This is a genomic window from Mucilaginibacter sp. GW822-FHT03E02, assembly GCF_058801545.1.
In genome coordinates, this window is sequence record NZ_JBXANJ010000002.1 from 983,068 (window position 1) to 1,006,189 (window position 23,122).

Here is a 23,122-nt window from a genome sequence, read left to right on the forward strand (position 1 = left end):
AATGAAGAGACGAGTTAGAAAACACCTGCCCAATACCATAACTTGCGCCAACCTGTTTAGCGGCTGTATAGGCATCGTGTTTGCCTTTCAGGGTAATCTGTTAATCGCTTCCTACGCCATTTTCCTTGCTGCCATTTTTGATTTTTTTGACGGCTTTGCATCCAGGGTACTCAACTCCTACTCGTTTATAGGCAAGGACCTTGATTCGCTGGCAGATATGGTAAGCTTTGGTTTTTTACCATCGGCTATATTATATGAACTGTTTTTAAAGGCCCCGCAAATTGCGCACATCAGCGAGTATTTGTGCTACCTGGCTTTTTTAATAACCGTATTTTCGGCTTTACGCCTGGCCAAATTCAATAATGATACCCGGCAGTCAGATAGCTTTATTGGTTTGCCAACACCTGCCAATGCCATATTTATAGCATCGCTGCCATTGATTATTGAACAGTACGACGTTTTGGCCCGGTTTATCTTAAACCCGTACACATTAACGGTACTTATAGTTATCATGTGTACCCTGCTGGTGTCCGAATTGCCGCTGATGTCACTTAAATTCAAGAACCGCGACTTCAATAAAAACATTTTCCGTTATTTACTGCTCATGTTTTCGGCAATACTGATTCTATTTTTTAAATTTGTGGCAGTTCCGGTGGTTATATTTATGTACATCACCTTATCTTTAATTCAAACAAGACTCACAAATGACAAAATTCCAGGCTGAAATTGACGTAATGCCAAAAAAAGAAATTCTTGACCCGCAAGGAAAAGCAGTAACCGGAAGCATGAAAAACCTCGGTTTGGCCGAAATTCAAAACGTACGTATAGGCAAACATATCACCCTTGAGCTTGAAGCCGACAGCGCCGAAACAGCACACAGCAAAGTAGACCAAGCCTGCAAAAACTTATTGGCCAACCTGATTATGGAAAGCTATACTTTTAAGGTAGTAGAAGTTTAGTTTTTGACGGAAAAGGTGGAAGGAAAAAGGTTAAAGGCGAAAGGTTTTAACAACTCTATAAAAGGCGAAAGGCTTTAACAACACTCTAAAATATAAAAAGAGGCTATCTCACAGAGAGGTAGCCTCTTTTTTTGTTCAATTTATAAGGACATAGAATGCAAAGAGGCCACCCTTTTAAGGATGGCCTCTTTTATATTTTAAGCAAAAAACCTTTTACCTTTCGCCTTTAACCTTTTACCTCCTTAAAGGCTGGCTTCTTTTTCGGCTTTAATTTGCTGCAGGGTAATCAAATTAGCATTTACTGTGGCTTTTACCTGGTTAAATTTGGCAAAAATTTCTGCCGGATTTTGGCCGCCCGCCTTACAAGCCAACTCAACTTCCTGTATGGTAGCCTGGCTTATTGGCATCCCAAAAAAACCAAGGTTGGGTTTCAGTTTATGTGATGCCTTCCCTGCCTCGGTCCAGTCGCCCGATTCAAGGGCAGTGGTTATTGCACCCAATAGTTGTGGTGTTTGTTCCAGGAACATGCCAATAGATTCAACAATAAATTCATCGCTGCCATCGGCAATTTCATATAGGAAAGAAAGATCAAAGTCTTGTTCTGGTGAAATATCTGACATATAAAGATTTATGAATATTCAAAATTATACTTTTTTTACGACCAAGTCATCAATAAGTTCACTTTTTAACTCTAAAATATTTTTTTTTATCCCCGGGTGTTCAAATTCAGGTGCCAACTCAGCCAAAGGCTCTAAAGTAAACCTCCGTTTATGCATTTCGGGGTGTGGCACCTTCAAATCAGGCTCATCAATAATGGCATCGCCATAAAACAAAATATCAATATCAATCGTCCGTGAGCCCCATTTTTCTTTGCGCCTGCGCCCCATTAACAGTTCAACCGCCAATATTTTGTTGAGTACCTGCCGCGCTGTCATTTCCGTTTGTAACCGCAGCACCTGGTTTAAATAGTCGGGCGCATCTGTTTTGCCCCATGATTGAGTTTCATAAACAGATGACGCCTGTAATACAGGCGCTACATCGGCTTCAATGCGCTCAATTGCCTCATTCAGCAGCAATTTTCTGTCGCCAAGGTTACTGCCCAAAAGTAAAAAAACATCAATCATGTTGTAACAAATATTATAGAACAGGCTCTTACCACTATACGGTATTGAATTACTAAGTTTGCATAGTTAAACAGATTTATAACATTAATGAAACAATTCTTCAAATTCGTTTTTGCCACCATGCTGGGGTTAGTATTAACAACAGTGATACTGGTTTTAATAATTGTAGGTATAATAGTTGCCGCCAGCGGTGAAAAAGAGGTAGAAGTTGAGCCCGGTTCTGTGTTACACATGGCGTTTACTACCCCGATAACCGAGCGTACACCAAACAACCCGCTTGCCGGGTTAAGCTTTTTGGGATTAAACAGCGATAAATCAACCGGTTTGAACGACATTTTGGCTAATATTAAAAAAGCAAAATCCGATAGCAACATTAAAGGCATTTTTTTAGATGAAAGCTATATGACATCGGGCCAGGCCACCACCGAAGAAATCCGCAATGCATTAATCGACTTTAAAAAATCGCACAAGTTTGTTATAGCCTACTCAGAAATTTATACCCAGGGCTTTTATTACCTGGCATCAGTTGCCGATAAAGTATACATGAACCCCAAAGGTATTTTTGAGTTTACCGGTTTCAGCCAGCAAGTTACCTTCCTGAAAGGCGCGCTTGATAAATTGGGCATCGAGGTACAAATTATTAAGGTAGGCACTTACAAAAGTGCAGTTGAGCCTTTATTCCTTACCAAAATGAGCGAGCCTAACCGGTTGCAGGTTACCTCCTATTTAGGTTCGTTGTATGATCATTTTTTAACCGGCATCAGCAAAAGCCGGGGCATTAATAAAGATTCGTTGTTTAATTATGCAAATAGCGGTCGCGTTCAATTCCCCGAAGATGCAGTAAAACTGAAGCTGATAGATGGCCTGAAATATAAGGACGAGCTTTTAGATGAACTTAGGCAGCGTACAGGCAAAGGCAAAAAAGAAGATATTGCAAGCGTTGACCTTGATGAATATACCAAAAGCAAAACAGATGTTAATAGTGACGACGATAATTCGTCAAAAAACCGCATAGCTATTGTTTATGCCAGCGGCGATATAACCGGCGGCCAGGGCGATGATAACAGCATCGGATCTGAAAGAATTTCAAAAGCTATCCGTAAAGTACGTTTAGATAATAAAGTAAAAGCCGTAGTGTTGCGGGTTAACTCGCCCGGAGGCAGCTCTTTGGCGTCTGACGTGATATGGCGCGAAGTTGCGCTTACCAAAAAAGTGAAACCCATTATTGTATCGATGGGCGATTACGCCGCATCAGGTGGCTACTATATCAGCTGTGCCGCCGATTCGATATTTGCCGAACCTAATACGATAACCGGCTCGATAGGTATTTTTGCCGTATTGCCTAACATGCAAAAACTGTTTAATGATAAGCTGGGCGTTACTTTTGATGGTGTAAAAACCGGCAAATATGCCGATCTGGGCGACGTGAGTCGGCCATTAACTCCAGAAGAAAAGGCTATATTGCAAAACAACGTGAATCATGGTTATGACGATTTTACAAAAGCCGTAGCAGCAGGTCGCGGCAAAACACAAGCTTACATCAACAGTATTGGCCAGGGCCGCGTATGGACCGGCGCACAGGCTATAAAAATTGGATTGGTTGACCGTTTGGGCAATATTAACGATGCTGTTGCTTCGGCTGCAAAAAAGGCTAAGCTTAAAAACTATAACCTGGTAAGCTACCCCGAGCAAAAAAGTTTCTTTAAACAGCTTGACAGTGATGTAACCGGCCAAATGAAAACCAAAATGATGAAATCGGAATTAGGCGATAATTACCGTGTTTACGAACAATTAAAAGGCCTTACCCAAATAATGCGCACCCCACAGGCCAGGTTGCCCTATGAAATTGTGATCAAGTAAGTTTTATGTTATATTTTGAAAGAAGAGCTGCCCGAAAGGGTGGCTTTTTTTGTTAATTTTATTGGATGTTAGCCTTTTTCAACAAAAAATCTATCAATAACAGTCACGTAAAGCACGTTTCGTTATATATTTCTGAACAGGAGGAAAAAATTATTATTGCGCCACTGTATAAAAACAACGCGGGAATTTACTACGAACAGGAAAAATGTTCTGTATTAAAATTCCCAACTGATGCAACGATTTTAGGAGACGAAGTGATAAAGAACTTCCATCTTTTTAAGGTACAAGACAAAAATCTTCGCGACCAAAAACTAAAAGATTGGCCTGCTTTTATCCACAGCAAGCTAAAAACGGTAAAAGCCTTTGAAATGCTCTATTTTAAAATAAGGATCGATGGCGTAAACGCAGGTAATATTTTCATAAATATTGAGGGTGAAACAATTGCAGATAATGATATGATCATTAAATCCTCACGACCAGTAACTGCAGATACCAAAGCTATTGGCGAACGGATTATGAGGGTTTATAAGGTGTGTATCACCGGGATAATATAAATAACTTAATCACACAAAAACCACCATATGAAAGATAAACATCTTCATATGGTGGTTAAAAAGCTGATAAACGGGGATGATTTAATCCTGGATATGCAATGCCTCTTTCAATTCATTATAGTTTTTCAATTTAACAGCAGCTATGTGTACCCCGCCAGGTATAATTACATACCTGTAACTGTGGGCGTTTGAAATATTAGTGTACACATTGTTATTGTTTTTCATGCTGATTTGTACATTACCCAGGGTATAAAGGCCCGACCAGATATCAATTTCGGGGGTGGTGCCGCTTAAGTAGTTAACTACAACCGGCAATGGTGACACCTGGTCTGTTGGCCAGATCACAGGATTGTAGCCATTCAATTTGCCATAAACCACCACAACACCTTTATCTAATATATCTTGTGTTATTTTAGGTTCGGCTACGTCGAATGTAAAGGTACTTGAACCAAAAATCGTTGTTTTTACATACGACGATGGTGTAAACCAATCAGAGTAAATAACGTTTGCAGTACCGGGATCGCCTTTAGGGCCTTTTAGGTTGATAGGCGCAGGCCATGTGCCGCCAATTTTTGGCCCGTAAAATAAATAGGTGGCAGTGTTCAAATAATAGTCGCCATTGGCACCCACAGCTGCACTTGGTGCAACATTGCCGCTTTTAATGGTTGAACCGGCGGCCCCGGCCGCACCTGCCGCACCAGTTGCGCCTGTTGCACCCTTTAAACTAAAAGGCGAACCCCAACCGGCAGCGGTTTTGGGGCCATAAAAGCCGCTGGTTGCGATATTAACATAAAAATCGCCATTGATACCAAGTGTTGTGGCCGGGGCCGTTGTGCCCGAGTAAATTTTAGTTCCATCGGCGCCTGTTGCGCCAACTGCTCCGGCAGCACCTGTTGTACCTTGTGAACCGGCAGGCCCTGCAGGGCCTACTGCTCCGTCTTTACCGCAAGAAGTTATTGCCAATACAACAACCGCCAGTAACTGTAATAAATAGATCTTTTTCATGTGGATAGATTTTAGAGATTTTTAATAAATAAATTTTAGCTGATTGAAACAAAATTTCTTTATTGTTTAATCACGGGCTAAAGTCGGCAGACGCCGAAAAAAATCTATCAGGGGATTCACGTAAACGCAAACGTGTTATTACCTGTTTTGTATCGCGTATAAATGCCTGCCTTTTTAGGTAGAATTACCAAAAGACATTTTGGGCAAAAAAAGGTTCTATGACGGTTTGTGTGGGTAATACAGACGCTATTGCTGATTAGTTTCTAAAGATATATTTTGTTGACACATCGGGGCTTGTTTCAACACGAATAGAGGCGTAGCCTCGGCCAATCTTGTAGCCACGGGTTTTAACCCATGGAAAAAAACGAAGAAAACGATTGAGAACCGTAGGTTCGGCACATATTATCAACGCGTATATATCGCTTGAACAAATTGAAAATACCTGGATTTACACCCCAATATGTGCCGTGCCGATGGCACTCTTGTTGTCCTTTGACCAATCATCCACGGGTTGAAACCCGTGGCTACAATATGTACCGGGCCGATGGCCCTTAAGAAGAGAGTTATGTGGAAGCTAATTGAAATCGAACAACCCATACAAAACGTCATAGAGCCCCCAAAAACACTATTGGCAATAGTTGTATACTGGAAGTATTCTTAAATGTAGAGTTGTGGCTTAAACCTCCTGGCCAACAGGCCTGTAGCTAAATCGGGATCAATATCAGCTATAATCACGCCAATTTTACCGTAGGTTTCGTGAGCTATGCATGTGCCATCCGGCGCAATTATACAGCTGGCCGAATCCGGGTACTTAAACGCGTAGTTCGAACTGGCAAAATATATCGTATTTTCCATCGCCCTTAGCATAATGGCCTTTTCATAGTAGGGATTATCCTTGCTGCCCCACTCGGTAAGCTCGACTCCCTGCACATTGCTGCCTGTACAATGCGGATGAAATACAATTTTAGCATCATTGCGGGCCGCCCACCGTACAGATTCGGGGTAACGGAAACCTTCATGACATATGGTGATACCAAATTTAACACCATTTACTTCAAAAATATGGCGTTCGGTTCCGGGAATCCAGATACTATCTTCGGATGGATCTAACTGATTTTTGGTTTGATAGCCTAAAACTTCGCCTGTTTTTGATATGACATGGGCTATGTTTAAAACTCCGCCAATGGTATACCAATCCATGGGCATAATAATAGCTATTGAATTTGTTGCCGCCATGGCACATACTTCTTCTAAAGCCAAACGCATTTTTTCGGGCGAACTTGTTTCTACCCCAAATTCTTCAGCAGGGTAACCCGGGAGATAGGATTCGGGGAAACAGATGATCTCTGCCTGTTGATTTGCAGCTTCCTGGATCAAAAATTCGGCCTGTTGCAAGCCCTCTTTAATAGATGCCGGCATTGGTGGCGAAGCTATGGCGATTTTCATTTTTCTAAATTATACCTAAAATTAGCAAATCTATTAAAGTGTACCATATGCGGTGTGCCTATCCCCTTTTTAAATAAACATTCGGTACATTATTTGGCAAGTAATCAATCCCGTAAGCATGTTTCAATAACAAACTTACTGTTTCCATTACAGTCGCTTCTTTACGGTGAACCTGGGGTAACGAGCCCATCATGGCGTAACTTACCGGGTTAACAGCTGGCATCAAGGTTTCCCATTCGTACCCTTTACCCCAAATAAGCCCTTTAACGGTGATTGATAAATCGGCACCTTTTTGCAGCAGGAAGTGGAGCATATCAACAGAGCTATTGCCATTTTGATTTACTGTATGGAATATTGGTGTATGGCCGCCAAAACCGTATTCGTCAAGGGCAGCTTTGGCATTAACATCGGCGCCGTATTGCACCAGTACTTCGGCACAGGCAAGGCTATTATATTCGGCGCAGTAATGCATCAAAGTTGCGCCGGTAAGCGGCGTATAGGTATTATTGTGTAAAGCGTATGCTTTGATAGTTATTTGTGGATCGTTAACAATACACGATTTTAACTCTCCGGCATCATGCGCCAGCACGGCCAAAAGCGCCTGATCTTCAAACTCCAAACCGGCATCAATAAACGCCCGGATACAATCTTTAAATTGGGGGCTTCGGTAATACATCTCGACCATGGTGGTAAAAAGCGGCACGCCACCATGAACTTCGTTTGGACTTCCTCCATCGCCGAAATATTGTTTAATTCCTTCAACGGAATGTACTTCGGTGGCGTAAAGGATTTGATTGTAATCGGGCATAATTCGTTGGCTTTAATGTTTACAATAACAATTTATCCCTACCATCTTTTATAAAATCATCAAGCCATACAACAGTAGATAGTATATTAACTTCCGTTGCGGCCTGAACAAGCGGAACAAATTTTTCAGGTATCCAGGCATACAATATTCGGCCCATATTATTCCTGGCCACATAAAACCAGGTATCAATGGGCGGGCAGTCCTGTTCATCTATTATACCAAGTGATTCATCCTCTGAAAATCCGTCAACTATTACGCAATCCACCTCGACAACTACTATTTTACCGTGATATTCTACATTTGAATTCAACAGGTTAACGGTTTGCTCTTTGTGCGTCAATTGCAGTTGAAACAGCTTATCATAAATCATTTCATTGCCGGCTTTGTTAGGATCTATGCTCCAAATCACCCTTGTCTCTTCTTCAGCACTACCAAAGAATCTTACTCTTCTAAAGGAAAAGATAGCTTTGCCATCAATTAGCGGGTTGATGCTCCTTAATATCTCACCAGCCGGTTTTCCTTCGGTGTTGAGTTGCATATCACAATAAACCTGTGTAAGCAAAAGGTTCTTCTGAAATTCTTCCTGGTTTATGTTGATCATGGTTTTGATAACTTTAGCAACTTAGTATCAAATTTACGAAGTTTTAAAAACTTCATAAGTTTCGTTTTGATATTGTTCATTCTAAAAATCCAATTCAGAAATAACCCTATTTTAACTTTCAATCATCTGCACATTTAAAATCTGAAATCTGCACATATACAAAACAAACCACCCCACAACACTGTCTTTACAATGGCTTTTTGTATTTTTGCCGCTCAATTTAATGATGGAAAATAAACCCATAGCCCGCAAACTTCGGTTACTATCGCAACTCATGGAACTGCATGAGGTTAATCCGTTTAAAATTAAGTCGATAGCTAATGCTGCCTTTAAAGTTGATAAACTCCCCTTCCCTATTGCCGGTAAAACACTGGCCGAACTGGAAAAGGTTGACGGCATTGGCAAAAGCATAGCCGGCAAAATCATCGAGCTTTTTGAAACCGGTACCATGGCCGAAATGGAAGAAATGCTTGCCCAAACCCCCGAGGGCGTGGTAGAGATGATGCACATTAAAGGCATCGGCCCCAAAAAAGTTGCTATTATATGGAAGGAGCTGGGGATTGAAAACACGGGGGAACTTTTTTACGCTTGTAACGAAAACCGCCTGATTGAGGCCAAAGGCTTCGGGCTGAAAACACAGGAAGAGATCCGTAAGGCTATTGAATTCAGGATGGCAAGTAATGGCAAATTTCTGTTTGCCCAGGTTGAAAAGGAAGCAAACGAGTTGATGGACATGGTAAAATCTGTTTTCCCGGGCGCGCTAAAGCATTTCGCCGGTGAATTCAGGAGGCTAAATGATATCATTACCGAAATTGTGATAGTAATTGGCAGTATTGACCAGCAAATTGCCTATGATGCTTTTTTAGCATCGGAAATATTACAAAATGTGGCCCAGAACGAAAATCATATTTCGGGCGAGTTGAAGAACGGTTTGCTGGTTGATATTGTTTGTGTGGAAAAAGGTGATTATTATTTAGAACTTTTTAAAAATACCGGCACTGATGATCATGTACAGGCCGTTTTAGACCGTATTAATACCCCGCTTCAACAGCCCGAGACTGAAGAACTCATATACACCAAAGCAGGCCTGGCCTGGATGCAGCCCGAACTGCGTGAAGGCACCATGTTTATTGAAAAGGCCGAAACAAACACGCTGCCAATCCTCATAAACTGGCACGATTTAAAAGGCAGCCTGCATAACCACAGTACCTGGAGCGATGGCGTAAATACAGTAGAAGAAATGGCCCTATACTGCCGCGATACCCTAAAACTGGAATACCTGGGTATGTGCGACCACAGTAAAAGTGCCTTTTATGCCAAGGGACTGACCATTGAACGCGTGCTGCAACAACAGGAAGAAATTGACCACCTGAACAAAAAGCTGGATGGCTTTCATATATTTAAAGGTATTGAATCGGACATTTTGTACGATGGTGCATTGGATTACCCGGATGAGATATTAAAAAAATTCGATTTCATTGTGGCGTCGGTACATTCTATATTAAAAATGGACGAGGCCAAAGCTACATCAAGGCTAATAACCGCCATTGAAAACCCTTACACCACCATACTGGGCCACCCAACAGGCCGATTGCTGTTAAGCCGTAAAGGTTACCCTATTGATTATAAAAAGGTAATTGACGCCTGTGCCGCCAACAATGTGATAATTGAAATAAATGCGAATCCGCTACGGCTTGACCTTGACTGGCGCTGGCACCAATACGCGCTTGAAAAAGGCGTTATGCTATCCATCAATCCGGATGCCCACCGCCTGGAAGGCCACCTGGATATGCATTACGGTATTTTAGCAGCCCGTAAAGGTGGCTTGTATAAGGAAATGTGCCTAAACGCGTTATCATTACCAGAAATTACCAAGGTATTTGAAAAGAAGAGAGGTGGAAGGTAAAAGGTAAAAGGTGAAGGGTGAAAGGTAAAAGGTAAAAGGTAAAACGCCAATTGACAACGCAGCCAAATACCTAATGACAGCGCAGCGAATGACTAATGACAGCGCAGCGAAATGACCAATGACAGCGAAGCGAAATGACTAATGACAGCGTAGCGAAATGCCTAATGACAGCGTAGCGAAATGACCAATGACAGCGTAGCGAAATGACCAATGACAGCGTAGCGAAATGCCTAATGACAGCGAAGCGAATGACAAATGACAGCGAAGCGAAATGACTAATGAACTAATGAACCAGTGAACTAATGAACTTAAAGGATAAAGTACACGCTATACAATCATCAGGTGCAAAACCCAAAATACTTGTTATAGGAGATTTGATGGTTGACCATTATATAATAGGCGGTGCCACAAGGCTTTCACCAGAAGCCCCGGTGCCCATTGTAAATGTTAAAAAAGAAACCTATACCCTTGGCGGAGCCGGCAATGTGGTACAAAATCTGGTATCCCTTGGTGCGGGCGTTTCTGTGGCAGGTGTAATTGGTGATGATGCGGCAGCCACACAGGTATTTGATATCCTGGCTAACGAAGGCGTACAAACCCTTAGTATTATCAAGGATAGCAACCGCCCTACTACGGTAAAAACCAGGGTATTAGCGGGCAGTCACCAGTTGGTGAGGGTGGATAGGGAAGTAACGGATACCGTTTCTGCAGCTATTGAAGATGAACTGATTGGCAAATTAGGCGAATATATTGAACAGGCCGATATGGTGATATTGTCTGATTACAACAAAGGCCTTTTTTCACCATCATTAACTCAGCGGGTTATCATCGAGGCCACCAAATACGGCAAAAAAGTAGTAATTGACCCCAAGGGGCTCAATTACGAAAAGTATAAAGGGGCATTTATTATCAAACCAAACCGCAAGGAACTGGCGGAAGCAGCTAAAGTAGAAAAAATCAATTCTATTGAAAGCCTGCAAGAAGCGTCAAAAGTTATTTTTGGGCAAACGGGCTCTGAATACATCGTGGTTACACTATCGGAAGAAGGTATGGTGATACTAAGTGAACTAACCTACAAATCATTACCGGTAAAAGCTACCGAAGTGTTTGACGTGACCGGTGCCGGTGATACCGTTTTAGCAACCATGGCCTATTTTATTGCCTCCGGGCTATCTGTTGAAGAAGCGTGTGAATTAGCAAACCATGCAGCAGCAATAGTGATACGCCATGTTGGAAGTGCCACAACAACCATCGACGAGATTATTAAAGACATGGAAAGAAGCTGAAAGCCGAAGGCTTAAAACAGAAAGACTTTTTAAGAATAAACTACCTCAAAACAGGTAACACAACCTCAAAACTTTAAAATGATTTTAAAAGAACTCATAGATCATCAAAACACGATAAAATTGGTTATCGATACACTGCAAGGCGATATTGAAACAGCCTGTGAGATGATTACCACTACTATAAAAAACGGCAATAAAGTTTTATTTGCGGGCAATGGCGGCAGCGCGGCAGATGCGCAGCACCTTGCAGCCGAATTAACCGGCCGTTTTGTAAAGGAACGGAAAGCATTACCAGGAATAGCTTTAACAGTTGATACATCGGCAATGACTGCCATTGCCAATGATTACCATTACGATAGGGTATTTGCACGCCAGGTTGAGGCCTTTGCCAAACCCGGCGATTTGTTTATAGGGATATCTACCAGCGGCAACAGCCAGGGGATTTTAAATGCCTTTGAAACGGCTGCTCAATATGGCTGCAAAACTTTAGGATTATCTGGCCGGGATGGCGGTAAAATGAACGGGGCTTGCGATTTAAACATTGTGGTACCATCCAACACTACTGCCCGCATCCAGGAAATGCATATCCTGATTGGCCATATTATGTGCCAGGCAGTTGATAACTTGTTTGATTAAAAAATGTAGGGAAGCATATTTGCGTCTTCTGCCAAACATTCATATTTGCATGCGGCGACACAAATAGGTGTCTGTATACCAAAATAAGATAATGAGAATCGACCTCGAAAAAACACTTACGGGAAAAATTAATGATTTGCCATCGCTTAAAAGCCTTGTACAAAGCTGGCAAAGTGAAGGACAAAAGGTAGTATTTACCAATGGCGTGTTTGATTTGCTGCATATTGGCCACATTACCTACCTGGCCAAAGCTGCCGAACTGGGCGATAAATTGATTATCGGGCTTAATGCCGATAGCTCAGTTAGGCGTATCAAGGGCGAAAGCAGGCCGGTTAACGACCAAAACAGCCGCGCAGCAATATTAGCGGCATTGTTTTTTGTAGATGGCATAGTTGTGTTTGAGGAAGATACACCGCTAAATTTAATCAGCAACCTGCTACCCGACTATTTGGTAAAAGGCGCCGATTATTCGGTAGAGAATATAGTTGGGGCCAAAGAGGTGATAGCCAACGGCGGCGAGGTTAAAACCATCAATTTTGTAGAAGGCTATTCCTCAACGTCGATAATCAACAAAATCAGGAATCAAATTTCCTGATACGGCAGCAACATGAAGATACTGGTAATCCGCTTTAGTTCGATGGGTGATATTATATATACAACGCCCGTTGTACGTTGTATTAAAAAGCAGGTGCCCAATGCCGAAGTACATTTTTTAACCAAACCGGCGTTTAAGTATATTTATGACAATAACCCTTATGTTGATAAATTACTGCTGCTAAAACCCTCGCTTTCAGATACGATTAACGAGATTAAGGCCGAAAAATACGATCACATCGTAGATTTGCACAACAACCTGCGCACCACTATTATTAAGTTGCGCACGCGCGTAAAATCCACCACCTATAAAAAACAACCTATAAGGAAATGGCTTAGCTTAAAGTTTAAACTAAAGCTTATTGCCCCTACCCACCTGGTCGACAGGTACCTGGAAGCCGCAAAACCCCTGGGCGTTACCAACGACGGAAGGCCGATTGACTACTATATAAAAGCCGAGCATCAGCTAAGCAAACTACTTCCTCCCACTCATCAAAACAGCTATGTCGCCTTTGTAATAGGCGCCACGCATTTCACCAAACGGATGCCGAATGAAAAAATCATCAGTATTTGCAGCCAGCTTAAATTGCCGGTTGTGCTATTGGGCGGTAACGACGTTAAAGCTAATGGCGATATCGTCGCCACTGCCATCGGTACTCATATTTATAATGCCTGCGGGTTAACCTCGCTGGACGAATCGGTTTACCTGGTATCCGAAGCCGAAAGCATCATTGGTTTTGATACCGGCCTTACCCACATTGCCGAAGCTTTTAACAAACCCATCGTATCAGTTTGGGGCGGTACCGTACCCGAGTTGCTTGGCGTACAACCCTATATGGTTAAGGATGTGCTGGTTGCCGGCATCGACCTGGATTGCCGCCCATGTTCAAAATTCGGGTTAGAGAAATGCCCGCTCGGGCATTTTAAATGCATGAATGACATGCCTGAGGATGGCATCGTCGGCTTTTTAAACGCTAATACATAATTACTACCTGCTGTTATATTAGCGTCTCATCGCCCGTAAGGTTTAGTATTATCTTATTCAAAACCTTATCTATGAAAAGAACGCTTATCTTCCTGTTATTATCTGGTTTATCATTAAGTTCCTTTGCCCAATCTGCATCATTTGGCATTAAAGGCAGTGTCAATTTTGCAACATTAACCAACACCTATAATTACACAACCGTTAACGCGTCGACAGGTTCAATTACAACTTTCGCTATCGGCGGCTTCGCCGATTTTAAATTGGGCAACTGGTCTGTACAGCCCGGCGCATACTTTACCGGCCGGGGTGGCAAAGAGGCACAGGCCATCTCCGGCTACGACCTGATTGGCAACTACAGCATCAAACGTAATATTTATTATGCCCAGGTTCCGGTCCATGTGCTTTACCATGTACCGGTTGTTATTGGCGACATTTTTTTTGGGGCAGGCCCCTATCTGTCAATTGGTGTTGGCGGCAAAATACAAGGCAGTTCAAAATACATTAATGAGGGCAATCCAAATGGCCAGGCCCAAACTACCTATATTAACCACAATATTAAGTTTGGTAATAATGATGGTGACGATCTTAAACCATTCGATAATGGAGCCAGTTTTTTGGTGGGCGTCCATTTGAAAAGTGGTGTTTTATTTAGCGCTAATTATGATTTAGGCATACCAGATATTGCCCCTGCCGGCCAGGAAATAAAGTTACATAACCGGGCGTTGCAGCTATCAGTGGGTTTAACATTTTAAGTTAATCATAGTAACCAGATACCCAGTCCCGCGTTTACATCACGCTGTTTTTAATTGATAGATTTCATACATTTGGTAATATAAATAACCCAATATTGCCTGATGAAAAAACTTATACTTTTACTTTTTGTAACAACTTCATCAATAACAGTATTTGCGCAACTGCCATCAATTGGCATTAAGGGCGGTGTAAATTTTGCAACCATGCAGGCATCGGGCACACAGGCCAATGTAGTTGCCGGCACCAACACAATAGCCAACAGCGGCACGGTAACATCTTTTAACTTCGGCGTTTTTGTTGATGTTAAACTTGGGCATTTTTCATTACAGCCGGCTGTTAATTTTACCGGCAAAGGCGGCACATTCAATGGTTTTACCGGTACACTTCCAAATGGATCTGTAAGCCAGGTTAGCACAAAGTACAATTTATATTATGTACAGGTCCCCGTTAATATAGTTTATCATGCACCTTTTGTGGTAGGCGAATTTTACGTTGGCGCAGGCCCTTTTGTGGGCATGGGGATTTATGGACGCAAAAATCTATCGGCCGATAACAATAATAATGGTACGCATACCGCCATTTCCAGCAGCGATAAAATCACGTTTGGCGATAACGGTGATATCCGCTCTGACGAGTATGGTGCAGGCGCCATCGCGGGCATCAAACTGAAAGGCGGCCTGCTCTTCAACCTCAATTACGATCTGGGCCTATCAAACATTGCGCCAGACCAGGCTGGCAACAAGTTCAAAAATCATGTTTTTGGAGCTTCAGTAGGCTTTGTTTTTTAACATTTCTCCTGCAAAACAACAAACAAAAAGCAACGTTAATACTTAATAAACTAAACTTAAAATCCCCGGAAAATCCGTTTTGTTATGAAAAAATTGCTGCTCATCCGCCATGCTAAAGCCACACATGAAAGTGGCTACGCTGATTTTGACCGACCATTAAAGCAGGCGGGCAAAGAGGATGCCGTGCTTATGGCATCGATACTGAAAGGGCAATCCATTATCCCACAAATAATAGTGACCAGCCCGGCGTTGCGTACGCAAACCACAGCCGATATTTTTACCGCACAAATGCAGCTACCCAACGCCGGCACCGATAAAAGAATTTACGAAGCCAACGAATACACCTGGGTAAAAGTGATTAACGGCTTGCCAAATGAATATGATTTTGTTGGCGTTGTAGGCCATAACCCCGGCATCAGCCAGGTGTTATATTACCTTACCGGCCAGTACCGCGATTTACCAACCTGCGCCGTTGCCCTCATTACTTTTGATAATGACACCTGGGAATCCATCAGCGGCGAAGATGGCCACTTAACTTTTTTTGATTCACCGAAGGGGTGATCCGAGTGCATGTTCGGGGAGCGGGTTACAGGATTTCGGGGAGAACGTACCCAAACGCTTCTCATGAAAATGAGGTGTGGCTTTGTTTAGTAATAAAGCTATGTGCATATTTGGGCCACAGCAATAAGGCGGAAACATCTGCTTGTAATTTCCATAAATTGCCATCATGAAAAAGACAAAACTTTCTGAATCAGATTTGCCGGCCCCCTCAATAGCCGGGCTTGAGCAGGAAAGAAGGATCTTGTTGGAACTGGGAAATGATATTACCCGGGTTCGGGACAAGAATGATCTTATAGTGCTTTTTAAAAAAAGGATCAAAGGGTTATTTTATTTTACTCATACGATTGTTACCCTGATTGACAACAAGGACGAAACATATGTCCCTTTTCTGCTTGACAATGATGGGTCTCCGATCCGGTCGCATCCAAGATACCAGGAAATGGTTAAGTCTCATTTTTCACTGAACGAACCCTTCATCCAGACGGTATTGCAGGCAGAAGAACCTGTATCTTTTCTGCTGGAAGATATAATGGACAAGCCGCGAAGCCCCGCTTTTCTCCGCGTTAATTACGATGAAGGCGTAAGAGAAATTTTAATGACGCGGCTTATGAAAGAAGGAAAGCCTATGGGCTTTATTCATATTTACTCAGATAAACCCGGCAGTTTTAACAGCGAATTCAGGAGCATTATTAAAGGAATTATACCCCAGTTGTCGAGCGCCGTATCTAATATTATCAAAAATGAGGAACTGCTTGACAAGGAAAAAGAAAAATCATTCCTTCTTGACTTTAGCAGCGATATTGTAACCGTAAGGACGAAGGAAGAGCTTGCCCGCGCCGTCCGCACCGCATTAGGCAAGTTAAATCCGCCGGGGGGCTTTGTCATTCGCCGGATCAATGAAGACCAGACGACAATGAGCCCCTATGTGTACGATCTTCAAAAGGCACAAGATCCCAAAATAGTGAATGCGCTTGAGCAAGCCAGGTACCCCGTTAATGACGGACTTCAAAACCGTGTATTAAATAGCCCAATCCCTTTGTTATTTAACATAGACAGGGAAATACAACGCGGAATTACCTCTGCTTATTTACAATATTGGAAAGAGATGGGGTTTAAGGACATTGTAGGTATCCGGTTGCGTAACGGTGAAACGAACCTTGGCATGTTGTTCCTCGACATTGGGGAAATCAATGTTCAGTTGTTGCAAGGTATTTGCGCACAAATATCCATAGCTATGGCTAATATTCTGGCTCATGAGCAAATCAATAAAAAACAGGAAGAGCAGGCCTTTTTGCTGAATTTCAGTAATGATATTACACAGTCAAGAACGAAGCTTGATCTGCAGAATGCTATTTTCAGGGTGTTGGATAAAACAATGCAAACAAAACTTGCCATGTTGCGGGTGATTGACGATGACGGCTTTCACCTCACCCCATTTATGTTTGACAGTACGTTGTTTGGCAAAGCCCAAACCGACTACGATAAAAGCCTGGCTAACCGGGTCACCATTGAAGAAACCTACACGGCGCAGGTGCTTGCAAGTGAGGATGGACTGGTGTTTAATGTGGAAGAAGAATTAAAAACCGGTAATACATACGCAAAGCTGTGGAAAACAACCGGACTAAGAAATATGTACGCCCTGCCATTACGTGTGGGCGACAAAAACATAGGCACCATCTGGCTGCTGGCAAACCGGCTGAGCCCATTGCTGCTGAAAGGGATATGTGCCCAAATAGCTGTTGCTGTTGCCAATATACAGGCTAACGAAAAATTGCTGGCCTACAAAAGGCAGCTGGAAGTAGAAAATGATTATCTGAAAGAACAAATCAAAACTATTTACAACTTCTCGGAAATAATTGGCAGTGGCGACCAGATGCAAAAAGTATATCGCTTGATGTCATTGGTGGCCGATTCCAATACTACTGTGATGGTATCGGGCGAAACAGGAACAGGAAAGGAGTTGATTGGAAGAGCCATTCACAACGCATCGCCGCGCCGCGATAAGCTGATGGTAAAGGTCAATTGCGCCGCGTTACCGGCAAATCTTATTGAGAGCGAATTGTTTGGTCATGAAAAGGGCGCCTTTACCGGGGCCATTGACCGGCGCATAGGTAAATTTGAGCTGGCCAATAACAGTACGCTGTTCCTTGATGAAATTGGCGAACTGCCGCTTGAAGCGCAGGCTAAATTGCTGCGTGTAATACAAGAACGTGAACTGGAACGAATTGGGGGTAAACAAACCATAAAGATAGATGTAAGGCTGATTGCCGCAACCAACCGCAACCTGGAAGAAGAAGTAAAGGCCGGCCGTTTTCGCTCAGATCTGTATTTTCGGCTAAATGTATTTCCTATCAACCTGCCCCCTCTTCGTGACAGATCGGAGGATATTGAAGCCCTTACCCATTTTTTTGTACAGAAGCACAGCAGAAATACCGGCCGCAAGATCAGGAAAATTGCACCAAAAGTAATACAGCAGTTACGCAGCTACACCTGGCCGGGCAATGTACGCGAATTGGAGCATTTACTGGAACGCAGCATATTATTAACAACCGACGGCATATTGCAAGATGTATATATCCCCAGGAATATGGATACAGAAAAACAAGACGAGGTGTACCTCTTAAGCAGGTCGCTGGAGGAAGTTGAACGTAGTCATATTATTGAAGCATTGAAACGATGTGCCGGCAAAATTTCGGGTGCTGGCGGCGCTGCCGAAATTTTGAAAATCCCCGGCAATACTTTACACTCCAAAATGAAAAAGTTAGGCATCAGCAAGAGCGATTATTTTGCCTGATAAATGCTTAAGGGTTGTTTAAAAATAAAAAAACAGGCCGTCATTGCGAGGTACGAAGCAATCCCCGACATGCTAAGTCCCACATAGTTCGTGATTGCTTCGTACCTCGCAATGACGGTAGTTTTGGACATCAGTTTAACTATATTTCGTGGCACGGCATCCCCTTTTTTTTCAGGATCATCCTGATGGTTACTCGCATTGACGCGTGGATATGTAGTTCATTGGAGGTATAAAACATTAATAAATCAAAATTAAACACCTTCTTAGAATTCCCGAATTTCTTCCCTTTATATAGTGAGGATGGTCGTGATTTCACTGAATATAGTGAAAAATATAATGGCTTAAATTAGTAATGTTGTTGATTATCAATGATTTGAATTGTTTGGCATTGGCTTTGCCTTTTGGATAACAAATCATTAAAAAAACAACATTATGAAAATCGTAGTCATTGGAGGCACTGGCCTCATCGGATCCAAAGTAGTAACAAAACTTCGCCAACAGGGGCACCAGGTTATAGCTGCCTCTCCGGACACAGGTATCAACACCATTACAGGAGCAGGACTGGCCGAGGCCATGAACAATACCGATGTTGTTGTAGACCTGGCAAATTCTCCGTCTTTTGAAGACAAAGCTGTTCTTGAATTCTTTCAGACTGCCGGCCGCAATTTACTGGCTGCAGAAATCAATGCCGGTGTAAAGCATCATGTGGCGCTTTCCATTGTTGGGGTCGACATTATGCAAAACATTGGTTACATGCGGGCCAAAAAAGCACAGGAAGACCTTATCAAGCAATCGGGAGTGCCTTATACTATTATCCGGAGCACCCAGTTTTTAGAGTTCCTGGCAGGTATCGCCAACCAGGCTACTAACGGGAACGAAGTGCATCTTTCCGATGTGCTGTTCCAACCTATTGCTGCAGAAGATGTAGCCTCCTTTGTAGCTAAATACGCCCTGGCGGCCCCTATTAATGGCGAAACGGAAATAGCCGGTCCCGAACGCTTTGCCTTGTATGAAATAGTGGCCCGGTATCTGCAGTATACAAAAGATCCACGCCAGGTGTTATCTGACGGCAAACCATCGTACTTCGGCGGAGAAATTACCCATGCAGCATTGGTACCGGCCGGGCAGGCAGAGCTGGGAGCCATTAACTTTGAAAAATGGTGGAGTTACCAGCTGCAAAAGGCCTGATGGTAGCGATCTGCCGCCTGTTGAAACGAAGATGACGGGTGGCAGCTTGCCGAGGCGGTTGTAACGGGAATGCACTTTCCACCAGTTCGTGCACCAGGATATCCCTACGCCGGCGTATTATCCTTACGAAAACCGGTCAACAACACGGCAAGTCAGCAGGTAGCAGATCGAACGCTCACCGATTTTTTTTGACAATAAATTGTCCAGCTGGTCCGGGTGAACGGACCGGCTGTTACCGAAAGAAAAACAAATTATTCATTAACCATGTAAACGCCATGAATCCCTTCTTTTTATATCTAGTTGGTGAAAATCTGAAAGATCAATCAGATAAACACACCATAGCTATTAACGAGCCTCCGTACAGTATGAACGAAGGCGGCGAGTTTTTAGACGATGCTATCCGCATGAAAGATATGCCATTAATCTACAGCGAAGAACGCATTGCCGCCGGTAACCCGATAAACTTATTTTAACGGTTAGACAAATATTCAACCCCATTATTCATAAAAAATTGAGCCATGAAAGTTTATAATATCGAAATCAAAAACGTACTTCCCATATTAACGGATCTGGCCGATTCTATCAGGAGCTTTAATGATTCTCAAAATATTTACCTGAGCCGGACATATGATAGCAGCACACCTGAGCAGGGAACCCTTAAAAAGGCATTTGGAATTAAAGAGGCCAAACTGCCCGAATTTTTAACCAATTTAGGTGTCCGTAGTCTAACTTTAAGTTCTCCGCACGCCGAAGATGCGCTTTCCAAATGTGCCTTTGATGTTGAGGAGGGCGGTAACAGAAGCAACAGATGGTCTGAAATTAAAAGCGAAAAACTAATTGCTGATCTTTCAGACCTGTTTCAGGCTTGTCGCACTATCGCGTTTGACGACTGGGCAAATGTGGCAAACTCTTCGGATTTATGGGATGGTTTGCTTTCAGATGTTATTCGGCCTTTACAGAAAACGGATTTAGAGTTTATTTTTTATCTTGGAGATCCTGCTAAAAAGTTATTCTTCCAGGTGGATGAGATCCTCGACATTATAAGTGCATTTTCAAAACATGGCCGGGTGACATTTTGCCTGGACGAAAGTGAGGCTGTTAAATTATGGATGGTTTTGAATGGCGAACGCCCAGACTATAATACATTAAACGCTTTTGCACTAAGCGATTTAAAAAGGAAATACTTTTCCATATTTAAGACGATGACGGTGAACCAGTTGTTAATTTATTCTGCAAATGATGCCCTGGTATATTCCGAAGATCAGCAATTTGTATTAACACGAAAGGTAGTAGATTATAATATTGAGATTGCAAAGGATGCAAGAGACAATTTCATTGCCGGTTTTACCGTAGGTTTAATATTGCAGCTCGACATCAGGTATTGCATTGCTTTGGGATTAATTGTTTTTGGCTCACGTGGAGAAAACAATTCGGGCCCTGATAAAGATGACCTGCTTGCCTACATTGAAAAGTGGATTATCGATCTTAATAAGGAGGATGCTATAAGTCTTTATCAATAACAACCGGCAATGCATATTTATATAACAGAGGATTTATAAGCCGGTTATGGTTTGCACTATAACCGGCTTTGCGTTGGGGGGATGTAAATTTCCCGATGCCTCAAGGGTTCCGTAATATCTTCTCCATCTTCCGTCCCTTCGCCAGCTCATCTACCAACTTATCTAAGTATCTAACCTGCTGTGTCAAAGGGTTCTCGATTTCCTCTACACGATACCCACAGATTACTCCCGTAATAAGGTGTGCATTGGGATTTAGCGAAGCCACCTGAAAGAAGGTTTCAAAAGTTGATTTTTGTTCAATCAACTCTTTTAATTTCTCGTCATTAAAACCTGTCAGCCATGCAACTACCTGATGTAATTCTTCCTTTGTTCTACCTTTCTTCTCCACTTTTACCAGATACAAAGGGTAAACCGAGGCAAAAGTCATTTTTGCAATACGCTCATTGTGTATATCGATCTTGTTCATATCTTATATAAAGCGACTGATTTTCTTTATACCAAAAATATCCACAAAAACATTCATGACCAATACCCAAACCTCAAAATTCTCACCCGAACCCCGCAACCGGCAACACGTACCCCATCAATTCACCCGATAAGTTTTCCCCGGCAAACTACGGATATAGCCCTGCATTTCCATGTTGAGCAGGTTCATGGCCAGCGAGCTCATGGGCATGTTGGCCTTTATGGTAAGTTCGTCAATAGCCAACGGGGCTTTATGTTGTTGTAAAATATCAAATATCAGGCTCTCGTCTTTGGTTAAATCCAGCGCCAGCATAAACTGTTCGGTGGGTTTCAGGTTTTCGTCTTTTTCCCAGCCAAGGCTAAAGGCCAGGTCGGCCATGCAGGTAAGCAGTGCTGCTTTATTGTTGCGGATCAGAAAGTTACACCCTTCCGAATACACATCATCCAGCCTGCCGGGGAATGCGAACACGTCCCGGTTGTAGGAGTTGGCAATTTCGGCGGTTATAAGTGCGCCGCCCTTAAGGCCTGCTTCAATCACAACCGTGGCATCGGCCATGCCGGCAACAATCCGGTTTCGTTGGGGGAAGTTTTCCCTGTCGGGGATGGTGCCGGACGGGTATTCGGTAAGTAAGCCACCGTTTTCCAGCATTTTTTCGGCAGTCGCCCGGTTTTGGCTGGGGTACATCCTATCGAGGCCGTGGCCCAGCACCCCTACCGTTGGCACATTCAATCGCAGGCATTCTTTATGGGCAGCAACATCAATGCCCAGGGCAAGGCCACTTGCAATTAATACATTATATTGCTGTAACTCCTCTATCAGTTGCCTGCATAATTGCTTTCCGTAATCAGTAGCGTTGCGGGTGCCAACTATACTGATCACTTTGGGCATGTTAAGCTCCATTTTACCCTTACTATATAATAGTATAGGCGAATCCGTGCAGTTTTTTAACCGCTTTGGATACCGGGCGTCGGTATAAAATATCAATTCGATGCCATGTTTTCCGGCAAATTCCAGTTCCTTTTCGGCCAGGCGCAAGGCTTCATCAAAATCCCATTGGCTTGCCCGTTTCTCGCCAATGCCTGGTATGGTAGCCATTTTCGAGGGCGATGTTTTAAAAACCTGCTCCGCACTGCCTAAATAAGCCATCAATGATTTAGCCGCTACCGGGCCTAAGTTTTTAACAAATGATAAAGCGGTATTATAGATCATTGATGTGCAGATTACAGATTTCAGATGTGCAGATTAAACGCCACTATCAGTACCACGAATATACAAATCCTAAAAATAT

At 42.9% G+C, this 23,122-nt stretch carries 24 protein-coding genes; 16 read left to right on the plus strand and 8 right to left on the minus strand.

Translation table 11 applies throughout. The features are described 5' to 3' along the window. The first annotated feature begins 1 nt into the window (after window position 1). The gene (locus AC1RM2_RS30805; protein ID WP_492988968.1) at window positions 2-724 is read left to right on the plus strand and encodes a CDP-alcohol phosphatidyltransferase family protein; all 723 of its coding nucleotides are present in this window, start codon (window positions 2-4) and stop codon (window positions 722-724) included. After that, a complete protein-coding gene (gene purS / locus AC1RM2_RS30810; RefSeq protein ID WP_477446804.1) occupies window positions 705-959 on the plus strand; it encodes a phosphoribosylformylglycinamidine synthase subunit PurS in 255 nt (84 codons plus the stop codon). Before AC1RM2_RS30805 ends, purS begins: the two co-directional genes overlap by 20 nt. Window positions 960-1,201: 242 nt before the next feature. Here the strand turns inward: purS and AC1RM2_RS30815 are convergent, their stop codons facing one another. Both AC1RM2_RS30815 and folK read right to left on the minus strand, forming a co-directional pair. After that, window positions 1,202-1,579: an Hpt domain-containing protein gene (locus AC1RM2_RS30815; protein ID WP_492988969.1), complete on the minus strand. Its 378-nt coding sequence runs from the start codon at window positions 1,577-1,579 to the stop codon at window positions 1,202-1,204. 24 nt (window positions 1,580-1,603) lie between these two features. Continuing rightward, on the minus strand, window positions 1,604-2,083 hold the full coding sequence (gene folK, locus AC1RM2_RS30820) for a 2-amino-4-hydroxy-6-hydroxymethyldihydropteridine diphosphokinase (protein ID WP_492988970.1): 480 nt from the start codon (window positions 2,081-2,083) through the stop codon (window positions 1,604-1,606). Window positions 2,084-2,170: 87 nt separating this feature from the next. On the opposite strand from folK, the gene sppA reads away from it, so the two are divergent. Then, window positions 2,171-3,943, plus strand: a complete 1,773-nt coding sequence (gene sppA, locus AC1RM2_RS30825) for a signal peptide peptidase SppA (RefSeq protein WP_492988971.1) — start codon at window positions 2,171-2,173, stop codon at window positions 3,941-3,943. 65 nt (window positions 3,944-4,008) lie between these two features. Further along, window positions 4,009-4,497: a hypothetical protein gene (locus AC1RM2_RS30830; RefSeq protein WP_492988972.1), complete on the plus strand. Its 489-nt coding sequence runs from the start codon at window positions 4,009-4,011 to the stop codon at window positions 4,495-4,497. A gap of 81 nt (window positions 4,498-4,578) precedes the next feature. Here the strand turns inward: AC1RM2_RS30830 and AC1RM2_RS30835 are convergent, their stop codons facing one another. The 4 genes from AC1RM2_RS30835 to AC1RM2_RS30850 all read right to left on the minus strand — a co-directional run bounded on the left by AC1RM2_RS30835 (window position 4,579) and on the right by AC1RM2_RS30850 (window position 8,357). Then, complete coding sequence (locus AC1RM2_RS30835; protein WP_492988973.1) at window positions 4,579-5,502, minus strand: hypothetical protein; 924 nt, start codon at window positions 5,500-5,502, stop codon at window positions 4,579-4,581. A gap of 657 nt (window positions 5,503-6,159) precedes the next feature. After that, window positions 6,160-6,948, minus strand: a complete 789-nt coding sequence (locus AC1RM2_RS30840) for a carbon-nitrogen hydrolase family protein (protein ID WP_492988974.1) — start codon at window positions 6,946-6,948, stop codon at window positions 6,160-6,162. 58 nt (window positions 6,949-7,006) lie between these two features. After that, window positions 7,007-7,756: an ankyrin repeat domain-containing protein gene (locus tag AC1RM2_RS30845; protein WP_492988975.1), complete on the minus strand. Its 750-nt coding sequence runs from the start codon at window positions 7,754-7,756 to the stop codon at window positions 7,007-7,009. A gap of 19 nt (window positions 7,757-7,775) precedes the next feature. Further along, window positions 7,776-8,357, minus strand: coding sequence for a hypothetical protein (locus AC1RM2_RS30850; RefSeq protein WP_492988976.1), 582 nt, complete (start codon window positions 8,355-8,357; stop codon window positions 7,776-7,778). A 226-nt stretch (window positions 8,358-8,583) separates the two neighbouring features. Between AC1RM2_RS30850 and AC1RM2_RS30855 the strand changes: the two genes are divergently transcribed. From AC1RM2_RS30855 to AC1RM2_RS30910, 12 genes are all read left to right on the plus strand, one after another. Then, window positions 8,584-10,263: a helix-hairpin-helix domain-containing protein gene (locus AC1RM2_RS30855; protein ID WP_492989293.1), complete on the plus strand. Its 1,680-nt coding sequence runs from the start codon at window positions 8,584-8,586 to the stop codon at window positions 10,261-10,263. A 302-nt stretch (window positions 10,264-10,565) separates the two neighbouring features. Then, window positions 10,566-11,549 (plus strand): D-glycero-beta-D-manno-heptose-7-phosphate kinase, encoded by a 984-nt coding sequence (gene rfaE1 / locus AC1RM2_RS30860; protein ID WP_492988977.1) that lies wholly within the window; start codon window positions 10,566-10,568, stop codon window positions 11,547-11,549. Between the two features lie 78 nt (window positions 11,550-11,627). Beyond that, window positions 11,628-12,185 (plus strand): D-sedoheptulose 7-phosphate isomerase, encoded by a 558-nt coding sequence (locus AC1RM2_RS30865; protein ID WP_492988978.1) that lies wholly within the window; start codon window positions 11,628-11,630, stop codon window positions 12,183-12,185. Between the two features lie 91 nt (window positions 12,186-12,276). After that, on the plus strand, window positions 12,277-12,780 hold the full coding sequence (rfaE2, locus tag AC1RM2_RS30870) for a D-glycero-beta-D-manno-heptose 1-phosphate adenylyltransferase (RefSeq protein ID WP_492988979.1): 504 nt from the start codon (window positions 12,277-12,279) through the stop codon (window positions 12,778-12,780). Between the two features lie 12 nt (window positions 12,781-12,792). Beyond that, window positions 12,793-13,764, plus strand: a complete 972-nt coding sequence (locus tag AC1RM2_RS30875; protein ID WP_492988980.1) for a glycosyltransferase family 9 protein — start codon at window positions 12,793-12,795, stop codon at window positions 13,762-13,764. A 71-nt stretch (window positions 13,765-13,835) separates the two neighbouring features. After that, the gene (locus tag AC1RM2_RS30880) at window positions 13,836-14,516 is read left to right on the plus strand and encodes an outer membrane beta-barrel protein (RefSeq protein ID WP_492988981.1); all 681 of its coding nucleotides are present in this window, start codon (window positions 13,836-13,838) and stop codon (window positions 14,514-14,516) included. 102 nt (window positions 14,517-14,618) lie between these two features. After that, window positions 14,619-15,305 carry a porin family protein gene (locus AC1RM2_RS30885; RefSeq protein ID WP_492988982.1) on the plus strand — a complete coding sequence of 229 codons (687 nt, stop codon included), beginning with the start codon at window positions 14,619-14,621 and terminating at the stop codon, window positions 15,303-15,305. A gap of 84 nt (window positions 15,306-15,389) precedes the next feature. Continuing rightward, on the plus strand, window positions 15,390-15,866 hold the full coding sequence (locus AC1RM2_RS30890) for a SixA phosphatase family protein (RefSeq protein WP_492988983.1): 477 nt from the start codon (window positions 15,390-15,392) through the stop codon (window positions 15,864-15,866). A 166-nt stretch (window positions 15,867-16,032) separates the two neighbouring features. Next, window positions 16,033-18,660 (plus strand): sigma-54-dependent Fis family transcriptional regulator, encoded by a 2,628-nt coding sequence (locus AC1RM2_RS30895; protein WP_492988984.1) that lies wholly within the window; start codon window positions 16,033-16,035, stop codon window positions 18,658-18,660. A gap of 432 nt (window positions 18,661-19,092) precedes the next feature. After that, window positions 19,093-19,848 carry an SDR family oxidoreductase gene (locus AC1RM2_RS30900; RefSeq protein ID WP_492988985.1) on the plus strand — a complete coding sequence of 252 codons (756 nt, stop codon included), beginning with the start codon at window positions 19,093-19,095 and terminating at the stop codon, window positions 19,846-19,848. Between the two features lie 275 nt (window positions 19,849-20,123). Next, the gene (locus tag AC1RM2_RS30905) at window positions 20,124-20,321 is read left to right on the plus strand and encodes a hypothetical protein (RefSeq protein ID WP_492988986.1); all 198 of its coding nucleotides are present in this window, start codon (window positions 20,124-20,126) and stop codon (window positions 20,319-20,321) included. 45 nt (window positions 20,322-20,366) lie between these two features. After that, the gene (locus tag AC1RM2_RS30910) at window positions 20,367-21,368 is read left to right on the plus strand and encodes a hypothetical protein (RefSeq protein WP_492988987.1); all 1,002 of its coding nucleotides are present in this window, start codon (window positions 20,367-20,369) and stop codon (window positions 21,366-21,368) included. Window positions 21,369-21,468: 100 nt separating this feature from the next. Here AC1RM2_RS30910 and AC1RM2_RS30915 read toward each other — a convergent pair whose 3' ends face one another. Together AC1RM2_RS30915 and dprA are read right to left on the minus strand one after the other, a co-directional pair. Continuing rightward, a complete protein-coding gene (locus AC1RM2_RS30915; RefSeq protein ID WP_090649399.1) occupies window positions 21,469-21,834 on the minus strand; it encodes a DUF2200 domain-containing protein in 366 nt (121 codons plus the stop codon). A gap of 117 nt (window positions 21,835-21,951) precedes the next feature. Beyond that, window positions 21,952-23,043 (minus strand): DNA-processing protein DprA, encoded by a 1,092-nt coding sequence (gene dprA / locus AC1RM2_RS30920; protein ID WP_492988988.1) that lies wholly within the window; start codon window positions 23,041-23,043, stop codon window positions 21,952-21,954. Window positions 23,044-23,122 lie beyond the last annotated feature (79 nt).